Genomic DNA, 15451 nt, shown 5'->3' with positions numbered 1-15451 from the left:
GTCGTTGCGTCGGTTGCGTTGATAAGGAAATTGGCTCGATACCCGCAACGTTACCGCGAAAAGCCCCAGAACATCAGGTACCAGGCGCTATCGACGACGGCGAGTGCGGCGATCACCCACAGCATCGCAAGGCCTTGTGCCACAAATCGCCCAGGTGCATATCGGCCGATAACGCGCCACGCGAGCCACGCGCTCCACAGGTTTGCGAGCCCGAGCAAGCCCAGGCGGACATCGGTCACCCACCAAAGCGGCAAATGCTCGGCGCGCAGCAACGACACCGTCGTCGCCGATAAACCCAGGAACACGCCGGCGCCCGCCACGGGAATCAGCGCCTGCGTCAGGTGATGCAAGCGGGTGAAACTGAACCGGCCGAGCATGCGCGTGCCGGCCGCCAGCAAGGCCAGGAGCGCCGTGCCATACACGAGCCCCGTCACCACGATATAACCCACGACCATCCCGCCATCGAGCCACGAGAAGACATCGTTTTGTTCGGGGTAGTGCGTGAACAGGAACCAGGGCGCGTTGGTATCGAGCGGCCAGAGGATATTGCGATCGATCAGCCACGACGCAAAGATCTGCTTCAGGTCGACAAACCACGTGCTCACGGTCCAGTGAAAAGCGCCAATAGCAATGCCCAGCAAGCCGTACAGAATGAGCGCGGTGTCCCACGGATTCGCTTGTTTATCGCCGAGTTGCACGACTTCGGCCGAGGGCGAACGCCACTCGAGAGAAATGGCGTCCCGATGCCCGTTGCAACGACCGCACATATGGCAATCCGACGCGCCTTTCATGGCGCGCAGCGGCACCAGCGGCGCGCAGTTGACGGGGATCACGCGATGCCCGTGCTCACCCTCTTTATACGAGCGGCGCCATGCATCCTCGTTGACCTTATAGTGAAACGGCGCGAGCCGCGCCAGAAGCGAAAATACCCCGTTCACGGGGCAGAGATATTTGCACCACACGCGTTTCTCGCGCCCGTATAACACCCCAACAATCATGGCGCCGAGCGTCGAGCCGCCGAGCACCAGCAACACGGCTTTCGGATATTGATAAACGCTGACCATCTGGCCATAAATGGTGGTGATGCCAAACGCGACGAACGGCCAGCCGCCCCAGCGCAACCAGCGTGGAATCGCCCAGCCGCGCCCGAACTTGCTCGCAAACTCGGTCAGCGCACCTTCGGGACACAGCACGCCGCACCACACGCGCCCGAGCATCACCATGGAGAGCAGGACGAAGGGCCACCAGATGCCCCAGAACACAAACTGCGCGGCCAGCGTCAGGTTGGTCCAGAGATGCGCGGTATTGTCCGGCAGCGGCATGACCGCTGGCACGAGAATCAGGAACGCATAAACGGCAACCACGATCCACTGAATGCCGCGGATCGTGCTGCCGTGTTGTTGCATCCATTGGCCGGCTTGCTGCAGCCGGCCGGGCCGATTCATCACGTCGCTCATGCCGCCCTTCTCGCCGATTTTTGCGCCATCTGGTTTTTCGATCGGCGCAGCAGCAGGAAAATCACGGCCCAGTACACCGCATACGCAATCAGGTTCATACCGGCCGGATGCGCGCGATACCCCGTAAGCGTGGCGACCAGCGAACCGAAGGTGCTGGAGTCATCGAGTAGCCACGAAGTGTTCCATACCTGATTCATGACGACCGGCAGGATCTCCTTGTCGATGAGTTTATCGACGCCTGTTTCGAACAATCCCGCCGCGAGGAACAACAGCATGATTTCCGTCACGCGGAAGAAAAGCCGCCACGAGAAAATCTTGCCGCCAAGCTGAAGCAGATAAAACGTCAGGAACGCCAGCGCCAGGCCGATCGCGACCGCGAGATACTGCATCGGATCAACGTGCCCCGACTGTCCGAAGCCGAGTCCGTATAGGAAAATGACCGTCTCGCTGCCTTCACGCGCAATCGCGAGCGCGACCAGCAATGTCACGCCCCACCAATTCGCGTCCTGCTTGCTCCTTTGCAGCGATGCTTCCATGTCGCGTTTCATCGACCGGCCGTGGTGCTTCATCCACAGCACCATTTGCACGATCAGCACGCACGCCACCAGGACCATGCCGGTCTGGAAATAATCCTGTGCATCGCCTGACAGCACTTCCGTGAATCCGACCAGCGCCGCGCCCAGCGTCACTGCGGCCAGCAACCCGACCACCACACCCGCCCACAAATACGGTATGCCGCGACGCGCGTCGGCGTCGCCATTTTTCAGCCATGCGTACAGGATGCCGACGACCAGCAGCGCCTCGACACTCTCCCGCCACACGATGAAAAGAACCTGACCCATTACTTATCTCCCGCTCTTGCAGACCAAAGTGGTTAGCGCGTAACGCCGAGCGGACAGCGCGCCAACCAGCCGAGTGACCTCACTTCGCGACGATGACACCCTGCGCCGACTGATGAAAATCATCGAAGAACTTGTATTCGCCCTTGTCCAGCGGCGCGATCACGACGAACGAATCAGCACCCGGCGCGAGCACTTTTTCCTTGCGCAACTGGATGCTTTCGAATTCAGCCGCACCCTTGCCGATGTTGTGCACTTCGATCTTGATGCGCTGCCCCGCCGGCACTTCAATACGCGTGGGATTCAGCTTGCCGTCGTTCATTTCCAGCCTGAAGGTCGGCAGGTCGGCGGCTTGGGCCGCGGCAGCACTGGCGAACCATCCAGCCGCCAAGGCTAGCGAGGCGGCGACCAACTTGGTTTTACGTTGCATGCATACTTCCTGGCTGCGACGCCCGGCGGGACGTGTCACTTCACGCTGATCTACGGCTTGCCGGACGCCTGATTCGACTATCGACTACTTAGTAACCGCCCTTCTTGCCGATACCGGCGAACGGGAAATCGTATTCGATCGTGTACGGCTTGAACCACGGACCCACGCCCGTTTCCTTGTCGACGTGACGGCCGAAGGCCATGTGGCCGGTTTGCATCGGCGGCGCGATGTTGAGTTTCAGGTGGTATTTGCCCGGGCCGAAAAGCTTCACGTTGTCGCCGTAATGCGGGCCGTCGTTGGCGACCATGCCCATCATGTCGCCCTTGATGGTTTGCGTCGTGCCGACCTTGGTCAGCTCGTACGTCACTTGCAGGTAAGGCATCCAGTCGCCTTCCGCAAAGCCGTTCGGATTGTTCTTCACGGCGTGGATGTCGGCTTCGAGGTGCACGTCCGAATCCGAGGCCTTGCGCATCATGCCTTCCGGTTCCATGGTGATCGGCTGCAGGTACACCGCGCCAACCTCCATGCCGTTCTCGATATGCTGCTTGCCGATCGGATATTCGGCAGCCGATGCCGACGCCATTGCCGCAAGCGCAATTGCAGCTACCGAGCCGCGTACGAAAGTTGAAACCTGCATCCTTCACTCCTTCTTGTTATTGAACGGCCACGCGCTGCGCGCTCGCTCTGGTCTTGGTCAGTTCACCGATCAGTGGGCGACGATGATGGGTAATCGGAATGAGAACGCAACAAACAACGTTAATACGAACCATTCTCAATGAGTAGAGAGTTTAGCACCGATCTAGGGGCCGGACAATTTGATGGGAATCAACAAGCCTTGTGCCTGCTGGGTTTTTGAGATGACGGAACACTTTTCGAGCTGGAATTTCACGCAAAAAAAAACGCGGCGAACCCTTCCGGGCCGCCGCGTCCTGTCCTGAAACCCTTACATTCAGTTGATACCCGTAATGTGATCACCCACGTTTGCGCCAAACACGCGCTGCCTCAGAAGCGACAGTTGGTCGCGCGTTTGCGCAGCTTTCTCGAATTCGAGGTTCTTCGCGTGATCCATCATCTGCTTTTCGAGCCGCTTGATTTCCTTCGATATCTGCTTTTCAGACATATCTTCGAACTTCGCGCGGGTCTGGGCTTCCTTCAGTTCGGCGCGGGCATCGTCGGCGTTATAAACACCGTCGATGATGTCCTTGATCCGCTTGGTCACGCCACGCGGGGTGATGCCCATCGCGAGATTGTGCGCAATCTGCTTCGTCCGACGCCGTTCGGTCTCGCCGATAGCACGTTTCATCGAGTCCGTGACTTTGTCGCCATAAAGAATCGCCTTGCCGTTCACGTTACGCGCAGCCCGGCCGATCGTCTGGATCAGCGAGCGCTCCGCGCGCAGGAAACCTTCCTTGTCGGCGTCGAGGATCGCGACCAGCGACACCTCCGGAATATCGAGCCCTTCTCGCAGCAAGTTGATCCCGACCAGCACGTCGAATGTGCCGAGACGCAGATCACGGATAATTTCCACGCGCTCGACCGTATCGATGTCGCTGTGCAGATAGCGCACTTTCACGCCGTGATCCGCGAGAAACTCGGTCAGCTGTTCGGCCATGCGCTTGGTCAGCACCGTCACCAGCACACGCTCATGCACCTTGACGCGCGCATTGATCTCGCCGAGCACATCGTCCACTTGAGAACGCGCCGGACGCACTTCAATATCGGGATCGACCAGGCCGGTCGGACGCACCAGCTGTTCGGCCACCTGCCCCGACGTGCGGTTTTCGTAATCGGCCGGCGTGGCTGAAACGAAGATCGCCTGGCGCATCTTGCGTTCGAATTCGTTGAATTTCAGCGGCCGGTTGTCCAGCGCCGACGGCATCCGGAACCCATAATCGACGAGATTCTCCTTGCGCGCCTTGTCGCCGTTATACATGCCGTTCAACTGGCCGATCAGCACATGCGACTCGTCAAGCAACATGAGCGCGTCGGGCGGCAAATAATCGACAAGCGTTGGCGGAGGTTCACCCGGCGCTGCGCCGGAAAAGTGCCGCGAATAGTTCTCGATGCCTTTGCAAAAACCCAGTTCCTGCAGCATTTCCAGGTCGAAACGCGTGCGCTGTTCGAGCCGCTGCGCCTCCACCAGCTTGCCGTCCTTGTGGAAGAACTCGAGCCGCTCGCGCAATTCCAGCTTGATCGTCTCGATAGCGCGCATCACCGTGTCGCGTGGCGTCACGTAGTGCGACGACGGATACACGGTAAAACGCGGAATCTTGTTTCGCACGCGGCCGGTGAGCGGATCGAAGAGTTGCATCGACTCAATTTCGTCATCGAACAGCTCGACGCGCACCGCCATTTCGGCATGCTCGGCCGGGAAGATGTCGATGGTGTCGCCGCGCACGCGAAACGTCCCGCGTGAAAAATCGGCTTCATTGCGGCTGTACTGCATCGCGATCAGGCGCGCGATGATGTCACGCTGCCCCATTTTGTCGCCGGTACGCAGCGTCAGAATCATCTTGTGATATTCCGACGGATTGCCAATACCGTAAATTGCGGACACGGTCGCCACGATCACCACATCGCGCCGCTCCAGCAGGCTTTTGGTCGCCGAGAGCCGCATTTGCTCGATGTGCTCATTGATCGACGAATCCTTCTCGATAAACAAATCGCGCTGCGGAACGTAGGCTTCCGGCTGGTAATAATCGTAGTAAGAAACGAAGTATTCAACGGCATTGCGCGGGAAAAACTCGCGGAATTCCGCGTAAAGCTGCGCGGCAAGCGTCTTGTTCGGTGCGAACACAATGGCCGGCCGTCCCATGCGCGCGATCACGTTCGCCATGGTGAACGTCTTGCCCGAGCCCGTTACGCCAAGCAAAGTCTGGAACGACAAGCCGTCCTCAATGCCTTCCACGAGCGTTGCGATCGCCGTCGGCTGGTCGCCGGCGGGTGGATACGGTTGATAAAGCTGGAACGGTGAACCTTCGAAAGTGACGAATTTGGATTCGTCGAGGGTTTCGGTGGTTTCGAGTAGCGGGGTATCGGACATGAGGAAGAGGTGCCTTGGCCGAGAGCAAACACCCATTCTAGCGGTTCGCGCTGGAGCGGGTTTGGACGGCGAATCAGGAATGTTGGAACAGGTTCAGAGCAGTCAGCGCGAGGTTTTCGCGCAATGCCCAATGTTTCCAAGATGGGGCGACGCCCCGAAATCGCAAGTGATTGTTTTGGCTGATGAAAGCTTGGGAATATTGTTTAGGCACGCGGCCCTCCGTCGTCCTGGTTTTCGTGGAAAGTTAGCAAAATGCCGGAAAAAAATGGCCAAATCCTGCATTTCTTCCGTTTCGCCAAGCCGAAAAGCGGCGGCCGATTCGTTACAATGCCGAACTGGGGTTTTCATCGATGGGACGGAGTTTAGTTGGCTCCTGTTGGCTCCCTGAGGCCCGGTTTGCGCCGCTTTTAGCGATTGAGCAGCCGATTCCCCATCCCGATCGCCCGTGCCGCCTTTCCACTACCGTCGATAAATCATGTCTCTTTTCTCAGCCGTCGAGCTTGCCCCCCGTGACCCGATTCTGGGCCTGAACGAAGCCTTCAACGCCGATCCGCGCACCACCAAGGTCAATCTCGGCGTGGGCGTGTATTTCAACGAAGAAGGCAAGATTCCGCTTCTGCGCGCTGTTCGCGAAGCCGAAAAAGCGCGTACGGAACTCGCCGCGCCGCGTGGTTATCTGCCTATTGAAGGTATCGCTGCGTACGACGCAGCCGTACAAAAGCTGCTGCTCGGCAATGATTCGCCGTTGATCGCAGACGGCCGCGTGATCACGGCTCAGGCGCTGGGTGGAACGGGTGCGCTCAAGATTGGCGCCGACTTCCTGAAGCGGTTGAATCCCACGGGCAAAGTCGCCATCAGCGACCCGAGCTGGGAAAACCATCGCGCGTTGTTCGAATACGCGGGTTTCGACGTGTTGAGCTACCCGTACTACGACGCAGCCACGCACGGCGTGAAGTTCGACGCCATGCTGGAAGCGTTCAACAGCTATCCGGCCGGAACGGTCGTCGTGCTGCATGCGTGCTGCCATAACCCGACCGGCGTCGACCTGACCGCTGCGCAGTGGCAACAAGTCGTGGAAACGGTGAAGGCGCGCTCCTTGGTTCCGTTCCTCGATATCGCCTATCAGGGCTTCGGCGAGAACATCGACGCTGACGCTGCGGCCGTCCGTCTCTTCGCCAAGGCAGATATCAACGTATTCGTGTCATCGTCGTTCTCCAAGTCGTTCTCGCTGTATGGCGAACGTGTGGGCGCACTGTCGATCATTACGAGCGCCAAGGAAGAAGCCACGCGCGTGTTGTCGCAACTCAAGCGCGTGATCCGCACGAACTATTCGAATCCGCCGACGCACGGTGGTTCAGTCGTCGCCGCCGTCCTCGCTTCGCCTGAATTGCGCGCTACGTGGGAACAGGAACTCGGCGAAATGCGTGACCGCATTCGCGCCATGCGTAACGGCCTGGTCGAGCACATCAAGGCAGCAGGCGTGCAGCGCGACTTTGGCTTCGTGAACCAGCAGCGCGGCATGTTTTCGTACTCGGGCCTGACCTCGCCGCAAGTCGATCGTCTTCGTGAGGAGTTCGGGATCTATGCCGTCAGCACGGGCCGCATCTGCGTGGCCGCGTTGAACACGCGCAATCTTGAAGTGGTGGCCAACGCCGTCGCAACCGTGCTGAAGTAAGTTTGGGTTTTATGGTCTCTTTTGTGGCCTAAAAAGCGGCGCTCCGTGTGAGCGCCGTTTTTTTGCAATGCGGGCGTGTTGCAGACAAGAACGTCCACGCGCTAGTTGCGCCCGTCGCGATGAATATCGTGCGTGATGAAACCCGCGTCGTTGTTGGGCATATCCAGCCAATCGCGATGCGAGAGCGTGCCGCGAATATCGGACAAGCCGCTTTCCCAGTGCTCGCGCATGGTCGACAGCCCAAACTGAAAGTCCTTATAGTTCCCTTCGTACTCCTTGTGCCGGTAGATAAGGTGGATCACGTTATAACGCTTCGAACACGCAAGTTCCTGGGCCGTCTTGCACCACGGATCGCTGTTGCGGATGTCTACCGGCACTTTGTCCAGCACTTCCCTCAATACGTTCCTAAACCGCTGTGAACGCTGCATCGCGTCGGTAACGAACCGCGTCCGGCTGGAGTATTGAATGTCCTTCACGCGCCCCAATACGTCGACAATACTGTCCGGCACGGGTCCACGCGCGCTCCACAAATCGACCTGGAACGCGAGCGTGTCACGACGCGGCGTAGCCTGCACAATCTCGTAAAGCGGCGTATTGGACATCAGGCCACCGTCCCAGAAATACTCGCCATCAACTTCGACAGCCGCAAAACCCGGCGGCAACGCCCCCGAAGCCATGAAATGCTCCGCACGCAACTTCATGTGAGTGTTGTCGAAATACGCGAAATTACCGGTAGCAACGTTTACCGCACCCACCGACACCCGTGTATCACGCGAGTTGATCCGATCGAAATCGCAAAACCGTTCGAGCGTCCCCTTGAGAGGACCTGTGTCATAAAAGCTCGCCGTGTCCGGCTCTCCTGCAGCCAATGGTGAGGGCGGCGGAAAACGCGGGATGAAAAACCCTTTCTGTCCTTCGACCAGCGCGCCCATGGCCTGCATGGCGGTGAAAGCCTTGCGGATCTCATCGGTGGAATTAAAGAACGCGTGTTCAACAAAAGCGGGCAACGGCGGCATGAAAGCGGGCTGGCAGATCGTCTCCCAAAACTCCAGCAAACGTGGCACACGATCCTCGAGCGCGTTCCCGGCGATGATCGCCGTGTTCAACGCGCCAATCGAGATTCCTGCAATCCAGTTCGGGTGAATGCCAGCCTCGTTCAACCCCTGATATACGCCCGCTTGATAAGCACCGAGCGCACCTCCGCCCTGCAACATCAACGCGATGGTTTCATACGGCGGCAACTTGATACGCTTCTGCGCTTCAGGGCCGCCCGAGACACTTGCCTCAGGTGATTCCCCAAGGTCCAGCGACGTCACTTTGCGAGGTTCTTTCGTCCGTTTCATTCCTTTTGTCTCATTCTGTCTGCGTGCAATGCCCGTTCGCTCTGCCATCGATACTCCTTGTTTGAAGGCTTATTGCATGTACCAGCCATGACTCACCACGATCGATTGACCCGTGAGCGCGGCCGTGGGGAAAGCTGCGAGGAACAGAACCGTTTGCGCCACGTCTTCCACCGTTGTGAACACGCCGTCGACAGTACCGCCCAGCATCACGTTCCGGACTACGTCTTCTTCGGTGATGCCCAGCTCCTTGGCCTGCTCCGGAATCTGCTTGTCGACCAACGGCGTACGTACGAAGCCCGGACACACCACGTGGGAGCGAACGTGATGCTTCGCGCCCTCCTTCGCCAAGACACGGGCTAGTCCGAGCAACGCGTGCTTGGCCGTGACATACGCGGACTTGAGCGCCGACGCCTCATGCGAATGCACCGATTCCATGTAGATCACGACACCGCCGCGATCGTCCTTGTACATATGCTTGAGCGCAGCTTTCGTCGTCAGAAATGCTCCATCGACGTGAATGGCCTGCATCTTCTTCCAGTCGGAATACGCGTAGTTTTCGATCGGATTGACGATCTGCACGCCGGCATTCGACACCAGGATATCGACTGAGCCGAATTCCGCCGCCACTCGGTCAATACCGGCATTCACCGCCTGTTCGTCGGTAACGTCCATGACCACGCCTAGCGCCCGGCCGCCCTGCGAGCGGATCTGCTCGGCCACGGCGTCGGCGGCGTCCTGCTTCAGGTCCGCTATGGCGACCGCTGCACCCGCCTCCGCAAAGCTCAGGGCGATTTGCTTACCGATCCCGCTCGCCGCGCCCGTGACCACCGCCACCTTGCCCGCCAGACTCGTATTCAGTGATGTCATTTGTCGCCTCTCCTTCGTTCAGGTTCGGACAATGAAACCACGCAACGCCACGCCGATCAACCTCGATAAATGTCATAGGCCGTTCGGTCAGCTATTCGATGCCCTCCGGCCGCGCTATCGTTCAAACACGCATCCAATGAACGTAAGGGCTGGCCAAGTCGTGCATGGCCACGCGAATCCCGAAATCGGATTAAGCTTTGAAACCGCCTGAAGCAGCTCAAACCGGAAACTGGAGATCACGAATATGAACTATCGTCGGCTAGGACGTTCCGGCTTGCAGGTCAGCGAATTGTCGATCGGCTCGTGGGTAACCTACGGCACGCAGGTCGATCATCGCGCGGCGCGCGAGTCGCTCGCTGCCGCCCGCGATCACGGTGTAAATTTCTTCGATAACGCCGAGGTTTATTCCAAAGGCAAGTCCGAGGAAATCATGGGCCGCGCGCTAAAAGAACTCGCGTGGCCGAGGGTCAGCTATGTGGTGTCGACCAAGTTTTTCTTCGGTATCAACGAAGGGCCGAACCAGCAGCAAACGCTCAGCCGCAAATACCTGCATAACGCCATTGACGGGTCGCTTGCTCGCCTGCAACTCGATTACGTCGATCTCGTGTTTTGTCATCGGCCCGATCCGCATACGCTGATTGAGGAAACCGTATGGGCAATGAGCGACATCATCGCGCGCGGTAAAGCGCTGTATTGGGGCACATCGGAATGGAGCGCCGATGAGATTCGCACGGCGTACGACATTGCCGAGCGGCACCATCTGCATAAACCCGTGATGGAGCAGCCGGAGTACAACTTGTTGCATCGCAAGCGGGTCGAGAACGAATACAAGCGTCTCTATGAAGACATTGGATTGGGTCTGACAACCTGGAGTCCGCTCGCGTCAGGCTTGCTCACCGGCAAGTATCGAGATGGCGTTCCGTCGGACAGCCGCGCGCAGCTTCAAGGTTACGAGTGGTTGGCCAAAAAACTGACCGACACGGGCGCGAATAATATTGTTGCGCGGCTTGCGGAAGTTTCCGACGAGCTTGGCTGCTCGGTTTCACAGCTTTCACTCGCCTGGATTTTGCTCAATCCGAATGTCAGCACAGTCATTACGGGCGCATCAAGGGTTGAACAGATTCACGAGAATATGAAGGCCATCGATGTCGTGCAGAAGATCACGCCGGTGGTAAAGCAGCGCATCGAGGAAATTGTGGGCGACGCGTTCGTCTGACGGTCTTGTCTGGCTTGTCTGACGCGTTAGCCTTGACAAGGAGGGGCGTCGGCTACAATAACGACCCTGCCGCGTGCGCCTTGTGGTGCCGTAGAGCGCCTTTACATCCTGGCGCTCAGGTACTTTCTTCGTCCGTCTGGCTCAGGCCGCGCTCATTCTCGTCTTGCTCACTCATTTTGCCATGCTCAGTTATCGACACGCCTTTCACGCAGGCAACCACGCAGACGTCCTGAAACATTCGGTCGTCGTGCAGTTGCTGCAACACCTTGCCCAGAAGGACAAGGGGTTCTGGTATATCGACACCCACGCGGGCGCCGGCGTGTATTCGCTGGCCGACGGATTTGCGACCAAAACAGGCGAGTTCGAAACAGGCATTGCCAAGATTTGGACCAAGCGTGATTTGCCAGGATTGCTGAAGGATTACGTCAAAGAGGTAAAGGCGCTGAATACGGACGGCAAACTGCAGTTTTATCCCGGCTCGCCCTATCTTGCCTGGCGAGTGATGCGCGAACAGGATCGCATGCGGTTGTTCGAGCTGCATTCCACCGAAATCGACGTGTTGCGCCACAATTTCCGCGACGCCGGCCGGCGTGCGGTGCTCTTCGAAGGCGATGGTTTCGACGGCATCATCAAGCTGTTGCCGCCACCGCCGCGACGTGCGCTCGTCCTGATCGATCCGTCGTACGAAGACAAACGCGACTACGCACGCACGCTGAATTGCCTTGAGGAAAGCCTGAAGCGCTTCGCGACCGGCACCTACGCAATCTGGTATCCGCAAGTGACGCGGCTCGAGTCACAGCGTTTCGCCGAACAACTGAAGCGCGTTCAACCCAAGAACTGGCTTCATGCGTCATTAACCGTGAGCAAACCACCCGTGGATGGCTTTGGCTTGTTCGGGAGCGGGATGTTCATCGTAAATCCGCCGTATACGCTTGCGGCTGAATTGAAAGAGACGCTGCCCTATCTCGTCGAAGCACTCGGCCAGGATAGCAAGGCCGCGTTCAAACTTGAACATCGCGGTGACTGAACGCCCCTGAGCCGTTCGCCGTTAATCTAGCGACGTGGTAACCGCACCGGTTACCGTATGCGAGTCCGACGATCGGTTTCGGTTTGGCCCGGTCGACACGGGGCTAGGTGTTGCGACCGATTTCGGCGTTGTAACGAGTATTGGTGTGATTATTGGAGGCTGCCCGGGTGACTGACGCCCTTGCGGCACTCCAGGCTTGGGCGGAGCCGGGGCCTGAGTTTGAGTGCCGGTTGGCACCCCGTAAGATGCGCTGGAATGAGGTGATGTCGAACGTAGCCTACGGCGGCTAGTGGACGGCGCCTGCTGTCCGCCCGAAGAGGAACCGTACCCTTGCCCGCCATGATGTCCGCCTTGCTGAAGATCGATATAAGGCGAAACAACGATCGTCTGCTGATCTTGCTGCGTCAACTCGGGCAACTTGGCCATCGGATGTGCGGGCACCATGCCCGATTCATTCAACGGACCTGTCTGCAAAACCGTACCGCCGGCGCCGCTTTGCATTCCTGTCTGCGTACCCAAAATTAGCGGCTGACCACCCGCCTGGGCGAAAGCGCTCACCGTCGCCAAACCCGAAACCAGGCATAGCACCGCAATCACCGCACATTTGATAGGTCGAAGTTCCGGACTCACAGAGCCCCCCGTTTGTCGAATAAATGGTCGCCGATACGGATATCGGTCCGATTCTTTTCACATCATATAAAAGCGCTTTACCTTACCGTGATGGCAAGCTTTAAGCTAGCTCTCCCGAAAGTCGACATTCAAGGAGATTCGATGACGTTCCCGAAAACCTTCCTCGCCGACGCAGCCGCGTTCGCAGTCTCACTCGCTGTCTCGATGCCCGCTGCGTTTGCACAGACGCCGGCATCTTCTGCATCGATGGCAGGCATGGATATGTCAGCCGCGAACGGCAACCAAGGTGATTCCGCCTCGACGAAGGAATTCCAGGCAGCCGATCATTCGATGATGTCCGGCATGTCTGGCGTCGAATACACCGGTGACGCCGATCACGATTTTCTCGCGCACATGATCCCGCACCACGAGGGCGCCGTTGCGATGGCAAAGATCGAGCTGAAGTACGGCAAGGACGCCAAGTTGCGGGCCTTGGCCAAGGAGATCATTGCTTCGCAGGGCAAGGAAATCACCTTCATGAAGCAATGGCTCGCGGCGCACCCGCAGAAAAAGTGACCACAATGACCTGAGCGGCGAACGTAGCGCAGAAATGACAAAGCCCCGCACGCGGGGCTTGATCAATTTTTCAACCGGGTGTTTCGGTGAAATTACAGCGAGTAGCCTTCGGTTTCCAACGAGCGGATACGCTTTTCGAGTTGGACGATATCCGACGATTGGGCCAGATATTCTTCGCGACGATTACGTTCGGCGGTTTCAAACCAGACACTGACTTTTTCGAGCAAGAATGCAAACATGATTTTTTCTCCAAGGATTTCAAATGAATCCCCGGCGGTTCGGGTCAGGGATATCCCTCGAAAGGGTTAACCCTAATTATAGGGGAACCGCGCTGGAGGTGTTAGTGAAATGCCTGCATTGGGTGCATTCTTATTTGGAATGGTGCATGCACCGCCACAGTACAAGTGGTTGATTTATCTAGAGTTCCTGGAAATTTCCAGAATTGACTGTTGTTTTTGCACATCTATAGTGCGCAACCGGCCGAACAGACCTGTTTGTACGCACCAAGTTGTTCACTCAGCCAATCTTTCCAGAATGGGGCAATCAGGCCGGCCATCACCGTGGCAATTAACCGCCAAATGAGCGAGCGTGTCCCGCATATCTGTCAGTTCCGCAATGCGCCTATCTAGTTCCGCGACATGTTCCAGCGCGATTGCCTTGACCTCCGCGCTGGCACGCTGCCGGTCCTGCCACAGGGCCAGAAGTTTGCGAATATCGTCGACCAGAAAGCCAAGCCGACGTGCTTGACGAACAAAACGTAGCGCGTGAACCTCGTGAGTCCCGTACATTCGATACCCCGATGTTGTCCGGTCAACCGGCGGCAAAAGGCCAACACTCTCGTAATACCTAATCATCTTGGCTGTCACGCCGGACGCGCGAGCCGCTTCGCCGATATTCATCGCAGATACTCCTAAATTTTCCATAAGACTCTACACCTTCCAACCATAGGAAGGTATAGCATGGTTCGCTCTTACAAAACTCTAGGCAAGGAATTGATATGGCTGAATTTCAGGTAGAGGGCATGACCTGCCAGCATTGCGTCGCCGCCGTCACGCGCTCGATCCACGAAATCGACGCCGCCGCGCAAGTTCAAGTGAATCTCGAACTTGGACGGGTTGTGGTGGCATCGAGCGAAACCGTCGATGCGCTCAAGGACGCGATTGATGAAGCGGGTTACACAGTCATATCGGCGAAGGCCGCATGACTCGCGGGCCGCATTTCAGGGTTGCATTAATTGGCGCGTCCGGCCTGCTCGGTCGCGCTGTTGCAAAAGAACTTGCCAGGAAAGCAGGATGGCAGGTGATACGAACCGCGTTTCGTCATGGCGACGCGAATACCATCACCCTCGATATCCGCGACGAGGGTGCTGTCCGCCAGTTCATCGCTGACCAGGCGCCAGACGCGATTATTGTGGCCGCGGCGGAACGGCGTCCGGACATTTGCGAGAATGATCCGATGCTCGCGCGAGCGTTGAATGTTGACGCGTTAAGTTTTATCGTGAGTGCCGCACAAGAACTTGGTTCGTGGATCCTATCTATCTCGACTGACTACGTCTTTGATGGCACGCAAGCGCCCTATCAGCCGGAGGACGCGCCGAATCCCCTTAACGCATACGGTCGCAGCAAGCTTGAGGGCGAGCAGGCGCTGCTGCAATCCGGAGCGCGGTCGTGCGTGCTGCGTTTGCCGCTCCTCTATGGTCCGGTGGTCAACTGGGATGAGTCAGCAGTGACGAGCTTGGCGCCGGCGATTGTGGAATCGGCGCGCGGCGCAGTTCCAGCGGTGATGGACGCTTGGGCAACGCGCTACCCCACCTTCACGCCTGACGTGGCGGTCATGATCCGACAGCTATTGGAACGTCATGAAATTGGTGAGGCAATATCCGGCGTGATGCACTGGTCCGGCGATGAGCCCATGACAAAGTTCGACATTGCGCAACAGATCGCGCAAGTGCTGAACATCGATGCCCGCATCACAGCACAACAAACACCGATCGATGCTACCCCCCGTCCGCGAAATTGCCATCTCGCTTCGAATGCGTTGGAGGTTTTGAATATAGGACAACGAACGCCTTTCGATACCGCAATCCGCACGGTGCTAAAGAACTGGCCATACCCGACAAACCCGTGAATCGCTACGAATCTCGGGCATAGCCGAACAAGCTATGTCCGAATGACGCGGCTCGTCTACATTTTGGGTGCTTACCGAATATTTGAAGCCAACCAAGGCTGTTAGTTTGGCGTCGGCCTGAGTCTATTGATGGTCTCGCTCGATTGAATTGGCCCGCATCGCAGATTGAAGAGCGATGGTCATAACAAGCGATTGATCGAAGCGAGGAACTTCACGACAAACGGAGTCCGAAACGCAAAAAC

At 57.8% G+C, this 15451-nt stretch carries 15 protein-coding genes; 6 read left to right on the top strand and 9 right to left on the bottom strand.

What is annotated here, in order from left to right:
• Positions 1–50 precede the first annotated feature (50 nt).
• The 5 genes from ACSQ83_RS04100 to uvrB form a co-directional block, all read right to left on the bottom strand.
• Positions 51–1457, bottom strand: coding sequence for a 4Fe-4S binding protein (locus ACSQ83_RS04100; RefSeq protein WP_436227300.1), 1407 nt, complete (start codon positions 1455–1457; stop codon positions 51–53).
• Complete coding sequence (locus tag ACSQ83_RS04095; protein ID WP_436227299.1) at positions 1454–2299, bottom strand: FTR1 family iron permease; 846 nt, start codon at positions 2297–2299, stop codon at positions 1454–1456. The genes ACSQ83_RS04100 and ACSQ83_RS04095 overlap by 4 nt, the downstream gene beginning before the upstream one ends.
• A 79-nt stretch (positions 2300–2378) precedes the next feature.
• Positions 2379–2726, bottom strand: coding sequence for a cupredoxin domain-containing protein (locus ACSQ83_RS04090; protein WP_414951470.1), 348 nt, complete (start codon positions 2724–2726; stop codon positions 2379–2381).
• A gap of 88 nt (positions 2727–2814) precedes the next feature.
• Positions 2815–3363, bottom strand: coding sequence for an iron transporter (locus ACSQ83_RS04085; RefSeq protein WP_414951471.1), 549 nt, complete (start codon positions 3361–3363; stop codon positions 2815–2817).
• A 312-nt stretch (positions 3364–3675) separates the two neighbouring features.
• Positions 3676–5769 (bottom strand): excinuclease ABC subunit UvrB, encoded by a 2094-nt coding sequence (uvrB, locus tag ACSQ83_RS04080; RefSeq protein WP_414951472.1) that lies wholly within the window; start codon positions 5767–5769, stop codon positions 3676–3678.
• 475 nt (positions 5770–6244) lie between these two features.
• On the opposite strand from uvrB, the gene ACSQ83_RS04075 reads away from it, so the two are divergent.
• Positions 6245–7444, top strand: a complete 1200-nt coding sequence (locus tag ACSQ83_RS04075; RefSeq protein WP_414951474.1) for an amino acid aminotransferase — start codon at positions 6245–6247, stop codon at positions 7442–7444.
• A gap of 101 nt (positions 7445–7545) precedes the next feature.
• On the opposite strand, the gene ACSQ83_RS04070 is transcribed toward ACSQ83_RS04075, so the two are convergent.
• Positions 7546–8787 carry a DUF3734 domain-containing protein gene (locus ACSQ83_RS04070; RefSeq protein WP_436227298.1) on the bottom strand — a complete coding sequence of 414 codons (1242 nt, stop codon included), beginning with the start codon at positions 8785–8787 and terminating at the stop codon, positions 7546–7548.
• Between the two features lie 69 nt (positions 8788–8856).
• Positions 8857–9654, bottom strand: a complete 798-nt coding sequence (locus ACSQ83_RS04065) for a 3-hydroxybutyrate dehydrogenase (protein WP_436227297.1) — start codon at positions 9652–9654, stop codon at positions 8857–8859.
• A gap of 244 nt (positions 9655–9898) precedes the next feature.
• Between ACSQ83_RS04065 and ACSQ83_RS04060 the strand changes: the two genes are divergently transcribed.
• From ACSQ83_RS04060 to copM, 3 genes are all read left to right on the top strand, one after another.
• A complete protein-coding gene (locus ACSQ83_RS04060; RefSeq protein ID WP_436227296.1) occupies positions 9899–10870 on the top strand; it encodes a potassium channel beta subunit family protein in 972 nt (323 codons plus the stop codon).
• Positions 10871–11051: 181 nt separating this feature from the next.
• Positions 11052–11897, top strand: a complete 846-nt coding sequence (locus ACSQ83_RS04055) for a 23S rRNA (adenine(2030)-N(6))-methyltransferase RlmJ (protein WP_436227295.1) — start codon at positions 11052–11054, stop codon at positions 11895–11897.
• A 771-nt stretch (positions 11898–12668) separates the two neighbouring features.
• On the top strand, positions 12669–13082 hold the full coding sequence (gene copM, locus ACSQ83_RS04050; protein ID WP_436227294.1) for a CopM family metallochaperone: 414 nt from the start codon (positions 12669–12671) through the stop codon (positions 13080–13082).
• Positions 13083–13174: 92 nt separating this feature from the next.
• Here copM and ACSQ83_RS04045 read toward each other — a convergent pair whose 3' ends face one another.
• On the bottom strand, positions 13175–13321 hold the full coding sequence (locus tag ACSQ83_RS04045; protein ID WP_086382270.1) for a DUF3563 family protein: 147 nt from the start codon (positions 13319–13321) through the stop codon (positions 13175–13177).
• Positions 13322–13594: 273 nt separating this feature from the next.
• Complete coding sequence (gene cueR / locus ACSQ83_RS04040; protein ID WP_414951480.1) at positions 13595–13981, bottom strand: Cu(I)-responsive transcriptional regulator; 387 nt, start codon at positions 13979–13981, stop codon at positions 13595–13597.
• A 98-nt stretch (positions 13982–14079) separates the two neighbouring features.
• Between cueR and ACSQ83_RS04035 the strand changes: the two genes are divergently transcribed.
• Together ACSQ83_RS04035 and ACSQ83_RS04030 are read left to right on the top strand one after the other, a co-directional pair.
• Positions 14080–14286 (top strand): heavy-metal-associated domain-containing protein, encoded by a 207-nt coding sequence (locus tag ACSQ83_RS04035; RefSeq protein ID WP_436227293.1) that lies wholly within the window; start codon positions 14080–14082, stop codon positions 14284–14286.
• Entirely contained in the window at positions 14283–15209 is a 927-nt protein-coding gene (locus tag ACSQ83_RS04030; protein ID WP_436227292.1) for a dTDP-4-dehydrorhamnose reductase family protein, read from the top strand. The genes ACSQ83_RS04035 and ACSQ83_RS04030 overlap by 4 nt, the downstream gene beginning before the upstream one ends.
• Positions 15210–15451: the final 242 nt, after the last annotated feature.

It is taken from the genome of Caballeronia sp. LjRoot29 (assembly GCF_964252755.1).
In the GTDB taxonomy this organism is placed as follows: domain Bacteria; phylum Pseudomonadota; class Gammaproteobacteria; order Burkholderiales; family Burkholderiaceae; genus Caballeronia.
Note: the sequence above shows the minus strand (reverse complement) of the source record. Positions and strands in the feature narration are given on the sequence as shown.

Coding starts and splice junctions, on each gene's coding strand:
- ACSQ83_RS04100 (WP_436227300.1), bottom strand. CDS start 1,457: ATGAGCGACGTGATGAATCGGCCCGGCCGGCTGCAGCAAGCCGGCCAA.
- ACSQ83_RS04095 (WP_436227299.1), bottom strand. CDS start 2,299: ATGGGTCAGGTTCTTTTCATCGTGTGGCGGGAGAGTGTCGAGGCGCTG.
- ACSQ83_RS04090 (WP_414951470.1), bottom strand. CDS start 2,726: ATGCAACGTAAAACCAAGTTGGTCGCCGCCTCGCTAGCCTTGGCGGCT.
- ACSQ83_RS04085 (WP_414951471.1), bottom strand. CDS start 3,363: ATGCAGGTTTCAACTTTCGTACGCGGCTCGGTAGCTGCAATTGCGCTT.
- uvrB (WP_414951472.1), bottom strand. CDS start 5,769: ATGTCCGATACCCCGCTACTCGAAACCACCGAAACCCTCGACGAATCC.
- ACSQ83_RS04075 (WP_414951474.1), top strand. CDS start 6,245: ATGTCTCTTTTCTCAGCCGTCGAGCTTGCCCCCCGTGACCCGATTCTG.
- ACSQ83_RS04070 (WP_436227298.1), bottom strand. CDS start 8,787: ATGAAACGGACGAAAGAACCTCGCAAAGTGACGTCGCTGGACCTTGGG.
- ACSQ83_RS04065 (WP_436227297.1), bottom strand. CDS start 9,654: ATGACATCACTGAATACGAGTCTGGCGGGCAAGGTGGCGGTGGTCACG.
- ACSQ83_RS04060 (WP_436227296.1), top strand. CDS start 9,899: ATGAACTATCGTCGGCTAGGACGTTCCGGCTTGCAGGTCAGCGAATTG.
- ACSQ83_RS04055 (WP_436227295.1), top strand. CDS start 11,052: ATGCTCAGTTATCGACACGCCTTTCACGCAGGCAACCACGCAGACGTC.
- copM (WP_436227294.1), top strand. CDS start 12,669: ATGACGTTCCCGAAAACCTTCCTCGCCGACGCAGCCGCGTTCGCAGTC.
- ACSQ83_RS04045 (WP_086382270.1), bottom strand. CDS start 13,321: ATGTTTGCATTCTTGCTCGAAAAAGTCAGTGTCTGGTTTGAAACCGCC.
- cueR (WP_414951480.1), bottom strand. CDS start 13,981: ATGAATATCGGCGAAGCGGCTCGCGCGTCCGGCGTGACAGCCAAGATG.
- ACSQ83_RS04035 (WP_436227293.1), top strand. CDS start 14,080: ATGGCTGAATTTCAGGTAGAGGGCATGACCTGCCAGCATTGCGTCGCC.
- ACSQ83_RS04030 (WP_436227292.1), top strand. CDS start 14,283: ATGACTCGCGGGCCGCATTTCAGGGTTGCATTAATTGGCGCGTCCGGC.